Annotated in this window: 14 protein-coding genes; 10 read left to right on the forward strand and 4 right to left on the reverse strand. The window is 59.9% G+C overall.

All coding sequences use genetic code 11. From position 1 onward, the window contains the following. Positions 1 to 6 precede the first annotated feature (6 nt). Together SP68_RS18860 and fes are read right to left on the reverse strand one after the other, a co-directional pair. Entirely contained in the window at positions 7 to 210 is a 204-nt protein-coding gene (locus tag SP68_RS18860) for an MbtH family protein (protein WP_004178967.1), read from the reverse strand. 27 nt (positions 211 to 237) lie between these two features. Beyond that, the gene (gene fes / locus SP68_RS18865; protein ID WP_040973835.1) at positions 238 to 1,446 is read right to left on the reverse strand and encodes an enterochelin esterase; all 1,209 of its coding nucleotides are present in this window, start codon (positions 1,444 to 1,446) and stop codon (positions 238 to 240) included. 259 nt (positions 1,447 to 1,705) lie between these two features. Between fes and fepA the strand changes: the two genes are divergently transcribed. Beyond that, a complete protein-coding gene (fepA, locus tag SP68_RS18870; protein ID WP_022065110.1) occupies positions 1,706 to 3,934 on the forward strand; it encodes a siderophore enterobactin receptor FepA in 2,229 nt (742 codons plus the stop codon). Between the two features lie 66 nt (positions 3,935 to 4,000). Next, a complete protein-coding gene (gene entD / locus SP68_RS18875) occupies positions 4,001 to 4,630 on the forward strand; it encodes an enterobactin synthase subunit EntD (protein ID WP_040973832.1) in 630 nt (209 codons plus the stop codon). Positions 4,631 to 4,664: 34 nt separating this feature from the next. Here the strand turns inward: entD and SP68_RS18880 are convergent, their stop codons facing one another. Together SP68_RS18880 and SP68_RS18885 are read right to left on the reverse strand one after the other, a co-directional pair. Next, complete coding sequence (locus tag SP68_RS18880; protein WP_012968733.1) at positions 4,665 to 5,600, reverse strand: transketolase family protein; 936 nt, start codon at positions 5,598 to 5,600, stop codon at positions 4,665 to 4,667. Further along, positions 5,593 to 6,423 carry a transketolase gene (locus tag SP68_RS18885; RefSeq protein ID WP_008805574.1) on the reverse strand — a complete coding sequence of 277 codons (831 nt, stop codon included), beginning with the start codon at positions 6,421 to 6,423 and terminating at the stop codon, positions 5,593 to 5,595. The genes SP68_RS18880 and SP68_RS18885 overlap by 8 nt, the downstream gene beginning before the upstream one ends. A 374-nt stretch (positions 6,424 to 6,797) precedes the next feature. On the opposite strand from SP68_RS18885, the gene SP68_RS18890 reads away from it, so the two are divergent. The 8 genes from SP68_RS18890 (at position 6,798) to SP68_RS18925 (ending at position 15,853) form a co-directional block, all read left to right on the forward strand. Continuing rightward, entirely contained in the window at positions 6,798 to 7,748 is a 951-nt protein-coding gene (locus tag SP68_RS18890) for a sugar-binding transcriptional regulator (RefSeq protein WP_002893602.1), read from the forward strand. Between the two features lie 349 nt (positions 7,749 to 8,097). Next, on the forward strand, positions 8,098 to 9,618 hold the full coding sequence (locus tag SP68_RS18895) for an FGGY family carbohydrate kinase (protein WP_040973828.1): 1,521 nt from the start codon (positions 8,098 to 8,100) through the stop codon (positions 9,616 to 9,618). Between the two features lie 159 nt (positions 9,619 to 9,777). Further along, positions 9,778 to 10,713 (forward strand): D-ribose ABC transporter substrate-binding protein, encoded by a 936-nt coding sequence (locus SP68_RS18900; RefSeq protein ID WP_004176926.1) that lies wholly within the window; start codon positions 9,778 to 9,780, stop codon positions 10,711 to 10,713. Between the two features lie 43 nt (positions 10,714 to 10,756). Beyond that, on the forward strand, positions 10,757 to 11,377 hold the full coding sequence (locus tag SP68_RS18905; RefSeq protein ID WP_004176927.1) for a DUF2291 family protein: 621 nt from the start codon (positions 10,757 to 10,759) through the stop codon (positions 11,375 to 11,377). A gap of 1 nt (position 11,378) precedes the next feature. After that, positions 11,379 to 12,923 (forward strand): sugar ABC transporter ATP-binding protein, encoded by a 1,545-nt coding sequence (locus tag SP68_RS18910; RefSeq protein ID WP_002893593.1) that lies wholly within the window; start codon positions 11,379 to 11,381, stop codon positions 12,921 to 12,923. Positions 12,924 to 12,940: 17 nt separating this feature from the next. Further along, on the forward strand, positions 12,941 to 14,008 hold the full coding sequence (locus tag SP68_RS18915) for an ABC transporter permease (protein ID WP_002893591.1): 1,068 nt from the start codon (positions 12,941 to 12,943) through the stop codon (positions 14,006 to 14,008). 60 nt (positions 14,009 to 14,068) lie between these two features. Beyond that, positions 14,069 to 14,866 carry an SDR family oxidoreductase gene (locus tag SP68_RS18920; RefSeq protein WP_002893589.1) on the forward strand — a complete coding sequence of 266 codons (798 nt, stop codon included), beginning with the start codon at positions 14,069 to 14,071 and terminating at the stop codon, positions 14,864 to 14,866. 201 nt (positions 14,867 to 15,067) lie between these two features. Then, the gene (locus tag SP68_RS18925) at positions 15,068 to 15,853 is read left to right on the forward strand and encodes an SDR family oxidoreductase (RefSeq protein WP_023297198.1); all 786 of its coding nucleotides are present in this window, start codon (positions 15,068 to 15,070) and stop codon (positions 15,851 to 15,853) included. Positions 15,854 to 15,867: the final 14 nt, after the last annotated feature.

The following is a 15,867-nucleotide window of genomic DNA, read 5'->3' on the forward strand; positions in this document are numbered from 1 at the left end:
AGCTCCTTATGACGCATGATGGGCGGGGGTCAGGGTTGACCAGTTGGCCGCCAGCCAGGCGTTGCAGGCCTCGGCCGACTGCGGGGGGCACACCACCGCCCAGCCGGCAGGCAGGTCGCAGTGCGCCGGCCACAGGCTGTACTGCTGCTGATCATTGCGCAGAATGTAAAACTGCCCTTGCGGATTGTCGAAGGGGTTACTGAATTGCATATCAAACTCCTGTCGTAAAGCGCGGTGCTAAGGGTGCGACAGCAGAGGCTGCCAGAGCTGGATAAGCCCTGCCGTCAGCCCGCCGCGCCAGCAAAGCGCATCATGCCCGCCGTCAACCTGACGCCAGAAAATCGTCTGCTGTGTCGTAGTGAGTTGCGCCAACAGCGCCTGGTTGGCGCGAAAAATAATCGGTTCACGCTGGCCCGCTTCCAGCCAGATGCGCAGCCCGGCCGCGGACACCTCACCCTGGCGAAGCTGTTCGCCGATAAAGCCCGTCCCGCAGCCATCGCGATGCGGCCACCAGTAGGAGCCTGACTGGCTGAGTACGCAGCCAAAGCGCTGCGGCCAGTTGAGGGCGGCGAACATCGCCGCCAGGCCGCCGAAGCTTTGCCCGGCCACCACTGTCCGCTCCGGGCGGTCGCTGAACGGGGCATGGCCGCGGATCAGCGGCAGGAGCTCCTCCTGCACCGCCAGCCAGAAATCGCGGTGACAGGGCAGCTCAACCCCGCGGCGCTGGTTGTCGATCGCATCGATCAGCAGGTAGACCGCCGGCGGCAGACTCCCCTCGTTGGTCAGCGCGGCCAGCGGCGACCACACCGGCATGCTCTCGGCCCAGAACTGGCCGTCGAGCAGGATCGCCAGGGGCCGCGTTTGCGGGTCGACGGCCTCGCCGGTGGTGTAGATCCAGACCCGGCGATGGTTGCCCAGACGCGCGCTGCGCCACTCAAGGCATCGGGCGGGAGGATGCGCCTCATTAAACTGGTCCCAGCCGGGCTGCGCGGGCGCCTGCGGCATCTCCAGGGCCGACACGCCATGGCCGCGTCCGCCCTGCCAGCTGTGCGGGTTTAGCGGATCGGCTATCGCCCGCGGCAGCAGTTTGCGCCAGCCTTCGCGCAGCAGCGCGCGGTCGGGCGCGTCAGCGCTGAACACCTCAGGGGAAAAATCATCGTCACGGTCGGAGGGAATAAAACAGTAGCTACCGCGCCAGGTCGGCGACAGGGTGGTTCGCCAGGACCAGGCGTCGGTCCCGGGCAGACGCGTCAGCGATTGCGGCCGCGCATTCTGATGGTGGTCGGTCACGCCGGTGATATAGAGCCATACCCGACGGCGCGGAGAGTGCGTTTCATCCCCCGCCGGATCCCGCCACCAGAACGTCACCTCGATGACGCCATCCACTGCGCGGCACTGCGGCCCCTGCAGGGTTTGCCACCACTCCTCGCTTCCTGTCCTTAACATTCTGTCATTAACCCTATGTATAGCGTGACTTTTTTAATTAATTGTAATTCTTTATTGATAATATTATTGATAACTATTTGCATTTGCAATAGCGTATTAGCGCGCCGTGGGAAGCGCGTCTTTCACAAAACATGTCGAAGAGAGCTTATTCAGCTAGCGACGGAGTGCCTTTGCCCTCTTCCGGCAACATTTATGCCGCCTCCCCTCCCGGTGGGAAGGGGCGTTTGGGGAACGTGGCGACTAAAGAGCAGGAATAACAATGAATAACAGGATCAAATCCCTGGCCTTGCTGGTCAATCTGGGAATTTACGGGGTTGCTTTTCCGTTAAGCGCAGCGGAAACCGCCACCGACGATAAAAACAGCGCTGCTGAAGAGACCATGGTGGTCACCGCCGCCGAGCAGAATCTGCAGGCGCCGGGCGTCTCCACCATCACCGCCGATGAGATCCGCAAACGCCCGCCAGCGCGCGACGTCTCGGAGATCATTCGCACCATGCCGGGGGTCAACCTGACCGGCAACTCCACCAGCGGCCAGCGCGGCAATAACCGCCAGATTGATATCCGCGGCATGGGTCCGGAAAACACCCTGATCCTGATCGATGGCAAGCCGGTCACCAGCCGCAATTCCGTGCGCCTTGGCTGGCGCGGCGAGCGCGACACCCGCGGCGACACCAGCTGGGTGCCGCCGGAGATGATCGAACGCATCGAAGTGATCCGCGGCCCGGCCGCCGCCCGCTACGGCAACGGCGCCGCCGGCGGGGTGGTGAATATCATCACCAAAAAAACCGGCGATGAGTGGCACGGCTCATGGAACACCTATATGAACGCCCCGGAGCACAAGGATGAAGGCTCCACCAAACGCACTAACTTCAGCCTCAGCGGCCCGCTGGGCGGCGATTTCAGCTTCCGTCTGTTCGGTAACCTCGACAAAACGCAGGCCGACGCCTGGGATATCAACCAGGGCCATCAGTCCGAACGTACCGGGATCTATGCCGACACCCTGCCTGCCGGGCGCGAAGGGGTACAAAATAAAAACATCGATGGTCTGGTGCGCTGGGAATTCGCCCCGATGCAGTCGCTGGAGTTTGAAGCCGGCTACAGCCGCCAGGGCAACCTCTACGCCGGCGACACCCAGAACACCAACTCCAACGACCTGGTGAAAGAGAACTACGGTAAAGAGACCAACCGTCTGTACCGCAACACCTACTCGGTCACCTGGAACGGCGCCTGGGACAACGGGGTGACCACCAGCAACTGGGCGCAGTACGAGCGCACCCGCAACTCGCGCAAAGGCGAAGGCCTGGCCGGGGGCACCGAGGGGATCTTTAACAGCAACCAGTTCACGGATATCGATCTGGCGGATGTGATGCTGCACAGCGAAGTCAGCATCCCGTTCGACTATCTGGTTAATCAGAACCTGACGCTGGGCAGCGAGTGGAACCAGCAGCGGATGAAGGATAACGCCTCCAACACCCAGGCGCTGTCGGGCGGCACCATCCCGGGCTACGACAGCACTGGCCGCAGCCCGTACTCGCAGGCGGAAATCTTCTCGCTGTTCGCTGAGAACAACATGGAGCTGACCGACACCACCATGCTGACCCCGGCGCTGCGTTTCGATCACCACAGCATCGTCGGCAATAACTGGAGCCCGTCCCTCAACCTGTCGCAGGGCCTGTGGGACGACTTTACGCTGAAGATGGGCATCGCCCGCGCCTATAAAGCGCCGAGCCTGTATCAGACCAACCCGAACTACATTCTCTACAGTAAAGGCCAGGGCTGCTACGCCAGTAAAGACGGCTGCTATCTGCAGGGGAATGAAGATTTAAAAGCCGAGACCAGCATCAACAAAGAGATTGGCCTCGAGTTTAAACGCGACGGCTGGCTGGCGGGCGTCACCTGGTTCCGCAACGACTACCGCAACAAAATTGAAGCGGGCTATGCCCCGGTCTATCAAAACAATAAAGGTACCGATCTCTATCAGTGGGAAAACGTGCCGAAAGCGGTGGTGGAAGGTCTGGAGGGGACGTTGAACGTCCCGGTGAGCGAGACCGTGAACTGGACCAACAACATCACCTATATGCTGCAGAGTAAGAACAAAGAGACCGGCGATCGTCTGTCGATTATCCCGGAATACACGCTGAACTCCACCCTGAGCTGGCAGGTTCGCGATGACGTTTCGCTGCAGTCGACCTTCACCTGGTACGGCAAGCAGGAGCCGAAGAAGTACAACTACAAGGGTCAACCGGTTACCGGCAGCGAGAAGAACGAGGTCAGCCCTTACAGCATCCTCGGCCTGAGCGCGACCTGGGACGTCACCAAATACGTCAGTCTGACCGGCGGCGTGGATAACGTCTTCGACAAGCGCCACTGGCGCGCGGGCAACGCCCAGACCACCGGGGGCGCCACCGGTACGATGTACGGTGCCGGCGCCGAGACCTATAACGAATCGGGCCGCACCTGGTATATGAGCGTCAACACCCACTTCTGATAGCGGCTTCTCCCTCCCCCGCCCTTGCTGGACAAAGGGCGGGGCCAACCGCGGTAACCTTACCCTATGCGCCACCATCACACCGCTTTGCCGCTGGCCGGCTATACCATCCAGCAGGTCGAATTCGACCCGGCGACTTTCCAGCCTGAAGATCTGTTCTGGCTGCCCTATCACGCCAGTCTGAGCGGCTGGGGCCGCAAGCGGCAGGCGGAGCACCTGGCCGGACGCATCGCCGCGGTATACGCCCTGCGCGAGGTGGGGGAGAAACAGCCTCCCGCCATCAGCGACCAGCGCCAGCCGCTGTGGCCCACGCCCTGGTTCGGTAGCATCAGCCACTGCGCCCAGCGCGCGCTGGCGGTGATCGCCGATCGGCCGGTGGGCGTCGATATTGAGCGCCGGTTTACCCCCCAGATGGCGGCGGAGCTGGAGGACAGCATTATCAGTCCGACGGAAAAAACAGCGCTGCTGCGCAGCGGCCTGCCCTTCCCGCTGGCGCTGACGCTGGCGTTTTCGGCAAAAGAGAGTGGGTTTAAGGCGACGCCTGCGGCAAATCAGCGCGCGCTGGGGTTCGCCGATTTTCAGATCGTGGACATAACGGCAAGCACCTTAGCGCTTGAGTTTGCGGAGCAACGCTATCCCTTGCACTGGATAGCGTCGGAGGAGCAGGTCATCACGCTTTGCGCATTGCAGCAGTAAACGCCCGCGCTTCACGCGACGGGCGTTCAGTCCATCAGCCCCGTTTTTGCACCAGGGCAACGATGGCGGCGGCATCAAACCCGTGGTACTGGCGCATCCAGCCGCGATCGGCGGCGGCGGCGTACTCCCCGTCCGGGATCCCCAACCGCTGCAGGGCAATGCCCACCCCCGCTTCCGCCAGCACCTCCGCCACCAGGCTACCCAACCCACCGTTGACGTTATGCTCTTCGACGGTGATCACTGAGCCACACGGCCGGAGCGCCGCCAGCAGCGCCGCGGTATCGCAGGGGCGGATCGACGGCACGCTGACCACTTTCGCCTGGATACCGAGGTCGGCAAGCTGCTGCGCCGCCTCCACCACTTCATGCACCGTCGAACCGGTGGCCACCAGCGCGACGTCCTCGCCTTCGCGCAGGGTCAACACGGCGCCGGGAACAAAGCGATACGACTCGTCAAGCAGCTCCGGCAGCGCCTTGCCATCGAGACGAATATAGACCGGGCCCTGATAAGCAAGAGCATAGTCGATGATCTGCCGACATTCGCGCGGCGTGGAGGGGGCGAAGATCTGGATATTGCCAAAGCCGCGCATCACCGCCAGATCGTCAATGGCATGGTGGGTGCTGGCCAGCGGGCCGTAGCTGGCTCCGGCGTTAAGGCCGAACAGCTTGACGTTGGTGTTGTTGTAGCAGACATCCACTTTGATTTGCTCATTGGCCCGCGAGATAAGAAACGGCGCGGCGTTACAGGTCACCGCCACTTTGCCGCCCAGCGCCAGACCGGCGGCGGTGCCGACCATGCTCTGCTCAGCGATGCCGACGTTCACCAGCCGACCGGGAAACTGCTTAATAAAGGGGGCGATTTTAGCCGTCGACGTGGAGTCGGCCACCACCGGCACCAGATCGACACCACTTTCCACGGCGGCGATAAAGGCCTCGACCATGACGTTAGCCAGGTGTTCTGTATTACTCATCTTTCAGTTCCTCCAGCGCCAGAGCGATCTCTTCGCCTTTCGGCACCCGGTGGTGCCACTCCGGGCGCCCCTGGATAAAGGAGATCCCCGCGCCTTTCGTGGTGTTGGCAATAATAACGTTCGGTTTACCGTTCTGCTGTAGCCCCTCGATGGCCGCGACCACCGAGGCCATGTCGTTACCCTGGCACTCGCTGACTTCCATACCGAAGGCGCGCCATTTATCGGCCAGCGGATCGGTATTCATGATTTCGCGCGTCGGCCCGGCCAGCTGGAGGTTGTTCTTATCATTAATAATGACCAGGTTATCCAGACCGTAGTGCGCCGCCGCCAGGGCGGCTTCCCAGTTACTGCCTTCCGCCAGTTCGCCGTCGCCGGTGATCAAAAAAATGCGGCGGGTGCTGTTGCTTTTCTTCGCGGCCAGCGCCAGCCCCACCGCAACAGGCAAACCGTGACCCAGCGCGCCGGTGTTCAGCTCGATGCCCGGCGTTTTCTGCCGCACCGGGTGGCCGGGGAGATGGGAGTTGGCATGCTGGTAGGTCTCCAGCCACTCGACCGGGAAGAATCCCGCTTCCGCCAGGACGCAGTAGTAGCAGCCCACCGCGTGGCCTTTCGACTGGATGTAGATATCGCGCTGCGGGTCGTCGAGCCGGTCCGGCGCGACGTTAAGGACGCGGAAATAGAGCGCGGTTAACAGTTCGACCTGCGAAAGGTCTGCCCCGGTGTGGCCGCCGGCCGGACTATTGGCGTTTAAGCGCACAATATGGCGCCGCACCGCGCGGGCTTTACGCTCCAGCGTCTGAATATCATATCTGTAGGGATTCATTTCACACCTCTGAATTTATTTTCAGCATGGAATATTTATTCCAGCAAGGACTAAAAAAACCAGATATCCCCATGCCGGGTGGTAAGCCTTCTGCCACAGCGCCCTACTCAGGAACATTCTGCCTCCCGCTCCAGGCGAAGCCCGGATAAACACATTGACTCGAAATCGCCTTGAATATATATTCAATAATGATTCTTTATTCGATTATGGCCTGGCTGTTTTGTTTTTGTCCATAGTCGATTTTGAGGATTGGCAAAAGTTAGACGCCTGTCACACTTAAGTCTGATTTTTTTTCGCGTATGATAAAAGTCACTACGATAATGGCTGCAGCTAACCGCCTGAAGAAAGGCGATAAATGATTTTCGAGGATTAATATGGCTAAGCAGGATGAACAACGGCTATTGGTTAAGATTGCCACGCTTTACTATCTGGAAGGACGAAAGCAGTCTGATATCGCCCAACTTCTCTCGCTGTCTCAGTCATTTGTCTCCCGCGCCATTACCCGCTGCCAGAAAGAAGGCGTCGTCAAGATCAGCGTCGTTCAGCCGTCCAACATCTTTCTGAAGCTCGAAAAAGGGCTTGAGGATCGCTACGGCCTTAAGCAGGCGGTGGTGGTGGATACCGAGGAAGAGGCCAGCGATCATACCATCAAGCGGGCGATTGGCTCCGCTGCCGCCCACTATCTGGAAACCCGGCTGCGGCCAAAAGATCTGATTGGCGTCTCCTCGTGGAGCTCAACCATTCGCGCGATGGTCGATGAAGTTCATGCGCAAAACCTGAAAGCCAGCGGCGTGATCCAGCTGCTGGGCGGCGTCGGGCCAAACGGTAACGTGCAGGCGACGATTCTTACCCAGACCCTCGCCCAGCGCCTGAATTGCGACGCCTGGCTGCTGCCGTCACAGAGCATCGAGGGATCCATGGAGGAGCGCAACCGGCTGCTGGCCAGCAAAGATGTCGCTGACGTGGTGTCGCGCTTTGATGAAGTGGATATCGCCATCGTCGGCATCGGCATTCTCGAACCCTCCCAACTGCTGAAAACCTCCGGTAACTACTATCACGAAGATATGCTGCAGGTGCTGGCGGCGCGCGGCGCGGTGGGTGATATCTGCCTGCACTACTACGACAAAAACGGCCATCCGGTGTTACGCGATGATGAAGATCCGGTGATCGGTATGGCGCTGGAGAAGGTCAAAAAATGCCCGAACGTGGTCGCGCTGGCCGGCGGTACCGATAAAGTCGCGGCCATCAAAGGCGCCCTCACCGGCGGCTACATTGATGTTTTAATCACCGATTATCCTACCGCTCGCATGCTGGTTAGCGACTAACCTGCCGCGCTGCTTTTCCTCACTGCCGCCCTGACGTGCTTTTTTAGCTTCAGGGCTGGCTCTGTTAATGCATTTAAATTCAATCAGTTAATCAACCACTCCAGCCGCCAACTGCCGCTTTCGCCGATCGGCGAAATGTGATTGCCAGCACAATTGATGATTTTTCCGGTAGCCCGTCACCGGGTTTGTGGCTTAAGGTATCAAATAAATAATCACTATCGAATATATATTCAGTGATTAAAAAGATGATAACGAAATGTCACAACATGGCCTGCACAGACGCAGGAGACGGTGGGAGATATTCCTCGTCTTCGCGGTTCCAGGACACCGAGTGACCGAGGAGAGCACGATGCAGGCGACAGCAAAAGAGTTCATCATTGCCCTGGATGAAGGCACCACCAACGCCAAAGCGGTGGTGCTGGATAGCCGGGGCAAAGTTATCGTCAAATTCTCGCAGCCGCTGGCGATCCAAACGCCGCGCGACGGCTGGGTGGAGCAATCGGGCGAAGCGCTGGTGACCGCCTCACTGACGGTGATCGCCAGCGCGGTGGCCCACGTTGGCGCGGAAAACGTCGCCGCGCTGGCCATCAGCAACCAGCGGGAAACCGCCATCGGCTGGTATCGCGACAGCGGTGAACCGATTAACGCGGCGATCACCTGGCAATGCACCCGCAGCGCCGCGTTCTGCGACACACTGCGTCACGATCGCCAGGAACAGCACATTAAGCGTGCCACCGGCCTGCCAATCGCCCCGCTGTTCTCGGCCTCCAAAATGCGCTGGCTGCTGGATGCGACTGTCGATGGCCACCTGCGTGCCGAACGCGGTGAGATTTGCCTCGGCACCATCGACAGCTGGCTGCTGTGGAATCTGACCGCTGGAGAAGCCTTCTGCTGCGACTACTCCAATGCCGCCCGCACCCAGCTGCTGAACCTGCACCGCGGCGAGTGGGACGACGAGATGCTGACGCTGTTCGGCATTCCGCGCGCGGCGTTGCCGGACATTAAACCGTCGAGCGGCCTCTTCGGCCATACCAAAGGACTGGCCGCCATTCCGGACGGTATTCCGATCATGGCGATGATCGGCGACTCCCACGCGGCACTGTTCGGCCACGCGCTCGGCGAGGCAGGCTGCGTCAAAGCCACCTACGGCACCGGCTCTTCGGTCATGGCCCCGGTCAAATCGGCGAAGTGCGATATCGACGCGCTGGCGACCACTGTCGCCTGGCACGATGGCGACCAGCTGGTGTGGGGCCTGGAAGGGAATATTCCTCACACCGGCGATGCCGTCGCCTGGATGGCGGACAGCACCGGCCTGAGCGAACTCTCTGCCGCCGAGCTGGCCCATGAGCTGAATACCCTCCCCGCCTCCGTCGACTCAACCCTCGGGGTCTACTTCGTGCCGGCGCTGACCGGTCTTGGCGCCCCCTGGTGGGACGACAGCGCCCGCGGCGTGATTTGCGGCCTGAGTCGCGGGGTGAAACGCGCGCATCTGATCCGTGCGGCGCTGGAGTCCATCACCTATCAGATAGCCGACGTGGTGGTGGCGATGCGTCAGCATGAGGAGTTCACCCTGACGGCGTTGATGGTGGACGGCGGGCCGACCAACAATGACTGGCTGATGCAATACCAGGCCGATCTGCTCGGCTGCCCGGTGATGCGCAGCGACGTGCCGGAGCTGTCCGCCATCGGCGCGGCGTTGCTGGCGCGCAAAGCGCTCCATCCGGGGTCGACCGCCGATCTGCAGGCCTTCTTAACCGAACACAGCACCTTTCAGCCCGACATGGCCCGCCACCAGCGCTTACAAACGCGCTGGCAGGAGTGGCGCCATGCGGTCGACCGAACATTATGGAAACCGGACTCGCCAGCCTGACCGCCAGACTGCGCGACGACACGCATTCACTTATCACAGGAGAAACCCGGCCCATAACGATATCGCTATCCCCGAATACATCAGGGGAAATTTCAGACCGTAAAAGCCTGCCCGCTCAGGGGCTCATTTGTTCGAATATAAAAATACAGGAACAGAGTCATGAAATTACGTATAACCCTTTTAACCGCTGCTACCCTGACCGCCTTCTCCTTTGCCGCGCACGCCGCGGAGAAAGGCACCATTATGATCATGGTCAACTCGCTGGATAACCCGTATTACGCCTCGGAAGCCAAAGGCGCCAGCGAAAAAGCCCAGGCGCTCGGCTATAAAACCACCGTGCTGTCCCATGGCGAAGATGTCAAAAAGCAGAATGAGCTTATCGACACCGCGATTGGTAAAAAAGTGCAGGGCATTATTCTCGATAACGCTGATTCCACCGCCAGCGTCGCCGCCATTGAAAAAGCCAAAAAAGCCGGCATTCCGGTGGTCTTAATTAACCGTGAAATTCCGGTTGATGATGTGGCGCTGGAACAAATTACCCACAATAACTTCCAGGCCGGCTCTGAGGTCGCCAACGTCTTCGTGGAAAAAATGGCGGAGAAAGGCAAATACGCCGAGCTGACCTGCAACCTCGCCGATAATAACTGCGTCACCCGTTCTAAATCTTTCCATCAGGTCATTGACCAGTATCCGGATATGGTCAGCGTGGCGAAACAGGATGCCAAAGGCACCCTGATCGACGGCAAACGCATCATGGACAGCATCCTGCAGGCTCACCCCGACGTGAAAGGCGTCATCTGTGGCAACGGGCCGGTAGCCCTCGGCGCGATTGCGGCGCTGAAAGCAGCCAACCGTAGCGATGTGATCGTCGTCGGCATCGACGGCAGCAACGATGAGCGCGACGCCGTGAAAGCCGGCACCCTGCAGGCAACCGTGATGCTGCAGGCGCAGGCCATCGCCGCTCAGGGCGTCACCGATCTGGATAACTACCTGCAAAAAGGCGAGAAGCCAGCGAAGCAGCGCGTGATGTTCCGCGGCATTCTGATTACCCAGGATAACGCCGATAAAGTCCAGGATTTCAACATTAAGTCCTGAGTTCGGGTGGTTGCGCCCCCGCGGGGGCGCAGAGGAGAGCATTATGTTTAAGAAAACCTGTCTGACGCTGGCCGTACTGGCGCTAGGGGGCTGTCGCATCGTCTCGCAGCAGGAGCTGGCAGACCTGAAATCCCCGCCCAACCCGCATATGGCGAATATGGATAAAACCTGGCAGCAGAGCATCGTACCGCAGGTGGTGACGAAAGCGCGTCCGGCGGCGGAACTGATGAGCGCGCTCAAGGCGGCAAAAGACATTGATAGCGCCTGTAAAACCCTCGGCTACCGTGCGCAGGATGAAAACCCCTGCATCTTCTACGTCAAGGTTTCAGGCACCGTCAGCAAACTCGATACCGCCTCGCGCAGCGGCAAAATGACCCTGTCCGACGCCAGCGTCGGCAAGGTGACGGTGCAGATTGGCCCTACCCTGCGCGGCACCCAGCTGCGCGACGGCTACAGCGGCGCCAGCTATCAGGACTTTAATGACCAGGTGCTGTTCGGCGAGTACAGCAAGAATATCAACAGTCAGGCGGTCAAAATGATTCAGACAGCCAACGTCAAAACCGGCGACAGCGTGGAGGTGTACGGCGTCTTCTCGGCCTGGGATATTCCGCAAACCCTCCCGGAAATTACCCCGGCGAAAATCATTCATGCGGGGGGACAATAATATGGCGCCGCACGATCTCGTCGCTCCCCAGCCCGTTGAGTCCGAAGTGATTATCGAAACCCGCGGCCTGTCGCGCGTCTATCCCGGCGTGACCGCCCTGGATAATGTCAATTACCGGGTCTATCGAAATAAGGTCAACGTGCTGATCGGAGAAAATGGTGCGGGTAAATCCACCATGATGAAAATGCTTGCCGGTGTGGAAACGCCCTCTTCCGGGCAAATTATTCTCGATGGCGAAGCGGTTTCATTACAGTCGACGCATCAGGCAGAAAAACTGGGCATCAGTATTATTTTTCAGGAACTGAATTTATTCCCCAATATGAATGTGATGGACAACATCTTCATGGCGAATGAATTCTTTCAGAAAGGACGCATTAACGAAAAATACCAGTACGCGCTGGCCAAATCGCTGCTGGAACGGCTGGAGCTGGATGTCGATCCTTATGCTCCGCTGGGTGAACTCGGTATCGGCCACCAGCAGTTAGTCGAGATTGCCCGCGCCCTGTCGAAAGACACCCGGGTGCTGATCATGGACGAACCCACCTCGGCGCTGAGCCAGTCTGAGGTCAAAGTGCTGTTCAAGGTGATCGCGCAGCTTAAACGCCGCGGCGTGACCATCATCTATATCTCGCATCGCCTCGAAGAGCTGATGGAGATTGGCGACAACATCACCATTTTCCGCGACGGTCGTTTTATCAGCGAGCGTCACGTCAGCGACGCCAGCGTTCCGTGGATCATCGAGCAGATGGTCGGTGATAAGAAAAAACACTTTGATTATCAACCGGCGCCGAAAGGCGACGCAGTGCTTGACGTCAAAGGGCTGACCGCGCTGCATCCGAGCGGCGGCTACAAACTTAATGACGTCACCTTCACCCTCAGCAAAGGCGAAGTGATCGGTATTTACGGCCTGCTGGGCGCCGGACGCACCGAGCTGTTTAAAGGTCTGGTCGGCTTGATGCCCTGCCAGCGCGGCGAGGTGCATCTTAACGGCGAAAGCATCGGCAAATCTCGCTTTCAACAGCGCCTGAAAAAGGGGCTGGCGCTGGTGCCGGAGGACCGTCAGGGCGAAGGCGTGGTGCAGATGATGTCGATTCAGGCCAACATGACGCTCTCTGATTTCAGCCTGCAGGGGTTCCGCCGCGCCTGGCGCTGGTTGAATCCGCAGAAAGAAGAGTCCTGCGTGAAAGAGATGATCCAGCAGCTGGCGATCAAGGTCAGCGACGCCACATTGCCCATCACCTCGCTGAGCGGCGGCAATCAACAAAAAGTGGTGCTGGGTAAAGCGCTGATGACCCAGCCGCAGGTGGTGTTCCTCGACGAACCGACGCGCGGCATCGACGTCGGCGCGAAAACCGACGTCTATCACCTGATCGGCAAAATGGCTCAGCAGGGGCTGGCGGTGATGTTCTCATCTTCGGAACTGGATGAGGTGATGGCCCTTGCCGACCGCATTCTGGTGATGGCCGATGGCCGCATTACCGCCGATCTACCGCGTCACGCGGTGACCCGCGAACAGTTAATCGCGGCTTCAACACCTCAAGATTAATCAGGCTGGAATCCATCATGAACCAGAAATATATGATTTATATGTACCTGCTGAAGGCCCGCACCTTTATCGCCCTCCTGCTGGTGATCGCGTTCTTCAGCGTGATGGTACCCAACTTCCTGACCGCCTCTAACCTGCTGATCATGACCCAGCACGTGGCGATCACCGGCCTGCTGGCCATCGGCATGACGCTGGTCATTCTCACCGGCGGCATTGATTTGTCCGTCGGCGCGGTGGCGGGGATCTGCGGCATGGTGGCGGGCGCGCTGCTGACCAACGGCCTGCCGCTGTGGAACGGCGATATCCTCTTCTTTAATGTCCCGGAGGTGATCCTCTGCGTGGCGATCTTCGGCGTGCTGGTCGGTCTGGTCAACGGCGCGGTGATCACCCGCTTCGGCGTGGCGCCGTTTATCTGCACCTTAGGCATGATGTACGTCGCCCGCGGCTCCGCGCTGCTGTTTAACGACGGGAGCACCTACCCGAATCTCAATGGCATGGAAGCGCTGGGCAACACCGGTTTCGCCACCCTCGGCTCCGGCACCCTGCTCGGCGTCTATCTGCCGATCTGGCTGATGATCGGCTTCCTCGTGCTGGGCTACTGGCTGACCACCAAAACGCCGCTTGGCCGCTACATCTACGCCATCGGCGGCAATGAGTCTGCCGCCCGCCTCGCCGGCGTGCCGATCGTGAAAGCGAAAATATTCGTCTATGCCTTCTCCGGCCTGTGCGCGGCGTTTGTCGGCCTGATCGTCGCATCGCAGCTGCAAACCGCGCACCCGATGACCGGCAACATGTTTGAGATGGACGCCATCGGCGCCACCGTGCTCGGCGGCACTGCGCTGGCCGGCGGCCGCGGCCGGGTAACCGGGTCAATTATCGGCGCCTTCGTCATCGTCTTCCTTGCCGACGGCATGGTGATGATGGGCGTTAGCGACTTCTGGCAGATGGTGATTAAAGGCGTGGTGATCGTCACCGCTGTGGTCGTCGACCAGTTCCAGCAGAAGCTGCAGAGCAAGGTCATCCTGATGCGCCGCCACGAGGAGAAACTGGCCGCCATCCCCCCCAACGGCGCCACCTCCAGCTAACCGGCAACGATTCACATCTTCCGCCGGGCCTGGTGCCCGGCTCAGCGAAAGGGAAAAAATATGCAACGAGATTTCCAGAACAAAACGGTGGTGATCACCGGCGCCTGCCGCGGCATCGGCGCAGGTATTGCGGAGCGCTTTGCCCGCGACGGCGCGAATCTGGTGATGGTCTCCAACGCCGAGCGCGTTCACGAGACCGCCGAAACCCTGCGTCAGCGCTATCAGGCGGATATTTTATCGCTGCAGGTCGATGTCACCGATGAAGCCCAGGTTCAGGGGCTATATGAGCAGGCCGCCGCGCGCTTCGGCACCATTGACGTCTCCATTCAGAACGCCGGGGTGATCACCATCGATTACTACGACCGGATGCCAAAAGCCGATTTCGAAAAAGTGCTGGCGGTCAACACCACCGGCGTGTGGCTGTGCTGCCGCGAGGCGGCCAAATATATGGTGAAACAGAATCACGGCAGCCTGATCAATACCTCTTCCGGCCAGGGGCGACAGGGCTTTATCTACACGCCGCATTATGCCGCCAGCAAAATGGGCGTGATCGGCATTACCCAAAGCCTGGCTCACGAGCTGGCGCCGTGGAATATCACCGTCAACGCCTTCTGCCCGGGCATTATTGAAAGCGAAATGTGGGATTACAACGATCGCGTGTGGGGCGAAATTCTCAGCACCGAGCAGAAGCGCTACGGCAAGGGCGAACTGATGGCCGAGTGGGTCGAGGGCATTCCGATGAAACGCGCCGGTAAACCGGAAGACGTGGCCGGGCTGGTGGCCTTCCTCGCCTCCGACGACGCGCGCTATCTCACCGGGCAGACCATCAATATCGATGGCGGTTTGATTATGTCGTAATCCCCCGCGGGTTAGCGGGCCCCATCGCCCGAATAAGGCGTCCCGCATTGGCGCCACCACGCCGGGACGGCCCCCCGGTGGCGCTTCGCTTACCGGGGCTACGTAACACCGCCGAAAGGTTGCCCGGATAAGGCGCTACGCGCCGCCATTCGGGAAACAGGGCTCCCGACGTTCGACACTATATTGAAGAGAGTAAACATTATGATCGGTAAAGATTTTGCACAGCAGCTGTTTAACCTGCAGGGGCGCGTCGCCTTCGTCACCGGCGCCGGCAGCGGTATCGGCCAGACCATCGCCTGCAGCCTCGCCAGCGCGGGTGCGCGGGTAGTCTGTTTTGATCTTCGCGACGACGGCGGGCTGGCAGAAACGGTCAGCCATATTGAATCCATCGGCGGTCAGGCTTGTTCTTATACCGGCGATGTCCGCCAGATTGCCGACCTGCGCGCCGCCGTCGCGCTGGCCAAAAACCGCTTTGGCCGCCTCGACATCGCCGTCAACGCCGCCGGGATCGCCAACGCCAATCCGGCGCTGGAGATGGAGAGCGAGCAATGGCAGCGGGTGATCGATATCAATCTCACCGGCGTATGGAACTCCTGCAAAGCGGAAGCGGAACTGATGCTGGAGTCCGGCGGCGGGTCGATTATCAATATCGCCTCGATGTCGGGGATTATCGTTAACCGCGGCCTCGACCAGGCACATTACAACTGCTCTAAAGCCGGCGTGATCCATCTGTCGAAAAGCCTGGCGATGGAGTGGGTGGGCAAAGGGATCCGCGTCAATTCCATCAGCCCGGGATATACCGCCACGCCGATGAATACCCGTCCGGAGATGGTGCACCAGACCCGCGAGTTTGAAAGCCAGACGCCGATGCAGCGAATGGCGAAGGTGGAAGAGATGGCCGGCCCGGCGCTGTTCCTCGCCAGCGACGCCGCCTCGTTCTGCACCGGCGTAGACCTGGTGGTCGACGGCGGGTTTGTCTGCTGGTGATCCTCTCCTGCTTC

Origin of the sequence: Klebsiella variicola (assembly GCF_000828055.2) — a bacterium.
GTDB classification, from domain to species: Bacteria; Pseudomonadota; Gammaproteobacteria; order Enterobacterales; family Enterobacteriaceae; genus Klebsiella; species Klebsiella variicola.

What these genes read in the sequence shown, in the direction of transcription:
- SP68_RS18860 (WP_004178967.1), bottom strand. Translation starts at nt 210, where the DNA reads ATGCAATTCAGTAACCCCTTCGACAATCCGCAAGGGCAGTTTTACATT.
- fes (WP_040973835.1), bottom strand. Translation starts at nt 1,446, where the DNA reads ATGTTAAGGACAGGAAGCGAGGAGTGGTGGCAAACCCTGCAGGGGCCG.
- fepA (WP_022065110.1), top strand. Translation starts at nt 1,706, where the DNA reads ATGAATAACAGGATCAAATCCCTGGCCTTGCTGGTCAATCTGGGAATT.
- entD (WP_040973832.1), top strand. Translation starts at nt 4,001, where the DNA reads ATGCGCCACCATCACACCGCTTTGCCGCTGGCCGGCTATACCATCCAG.
- SP68_RS18880 (WP_012968733.1), bottom strand. Translation starts at nt 5,600, where the DNA reads ATGAGTAATACAGAACACCTGGCTAACGTCATGGTCGAGGCCTTTATC.
- SP68_RS18885 (WP_008805574.1), bottom strand. Translation starts at nt 6,423, where the DNA reads ATGAATCCCTACAGATATGATATTCAGACGCTGGAGCGTAAAGCCCGC.
- SP68_RS18890 (WP_002893602.1), top strand. Translation starts at nt 6,798, where the DNA reads ATGGCTAAGCAGGATGAACAACGGCTATTGGTTAAGATTGCCACGCTT.
- SP68_RS18895 (WP_040973828.1), top strand. Translation starts at nt 8,098, where the DNA reads ATGCAGGCGACAGCAAAAGAGTTCATCATTGCCCTGGATGAAGGCACC.
- SP68_RS18900 (WP_004176926.1), top strand. Translation starts at nt 9,778, where the DNA reads ATGAAATTACGTATAACCCTTTTAACCGCTGCTACCCTGACCGCCTTC.
- SP68_RS18905 (WP_004176927.1), top strand. Translation starts at nt 10,757, where the DNA reads ATGTTTAAGAAAACCTGTCTGACGCTGGCCGTACTGGCGCTAGGGGGC.
- SP68_RS18910 (WP_002893593.1), top strand. Translation starts at nt 11,379, where the DNA reads ATGGCGCCGCACGATCTCGTCGCTCCCCAGCCCGTTGAGTCCGAAGTG.
- SP68_RS18915 (WP_002893591.1), top strand. Translation starts at nt 12,941, where the DNA reads ATGAACCAGAAATATATGATTTATATGTACCTGCTGAAGGCCCGCACC.
- SP68_RS18920 (WP_002893589.1), top strand. Translation starts at nt 14,069, where the DNA reads ATGCAACGAGATTTCCAGAACAAAACGGTGGTGATCACCGGCGCCTGC.
- SP68_RS18925 (WP_023297198.1), top strand. Translation starts at nt 15,068, where the DNA reads ATGATCGGTAAAGATTTTGCACAGCAGCTGTTTAACCTGCAGGGGCGC.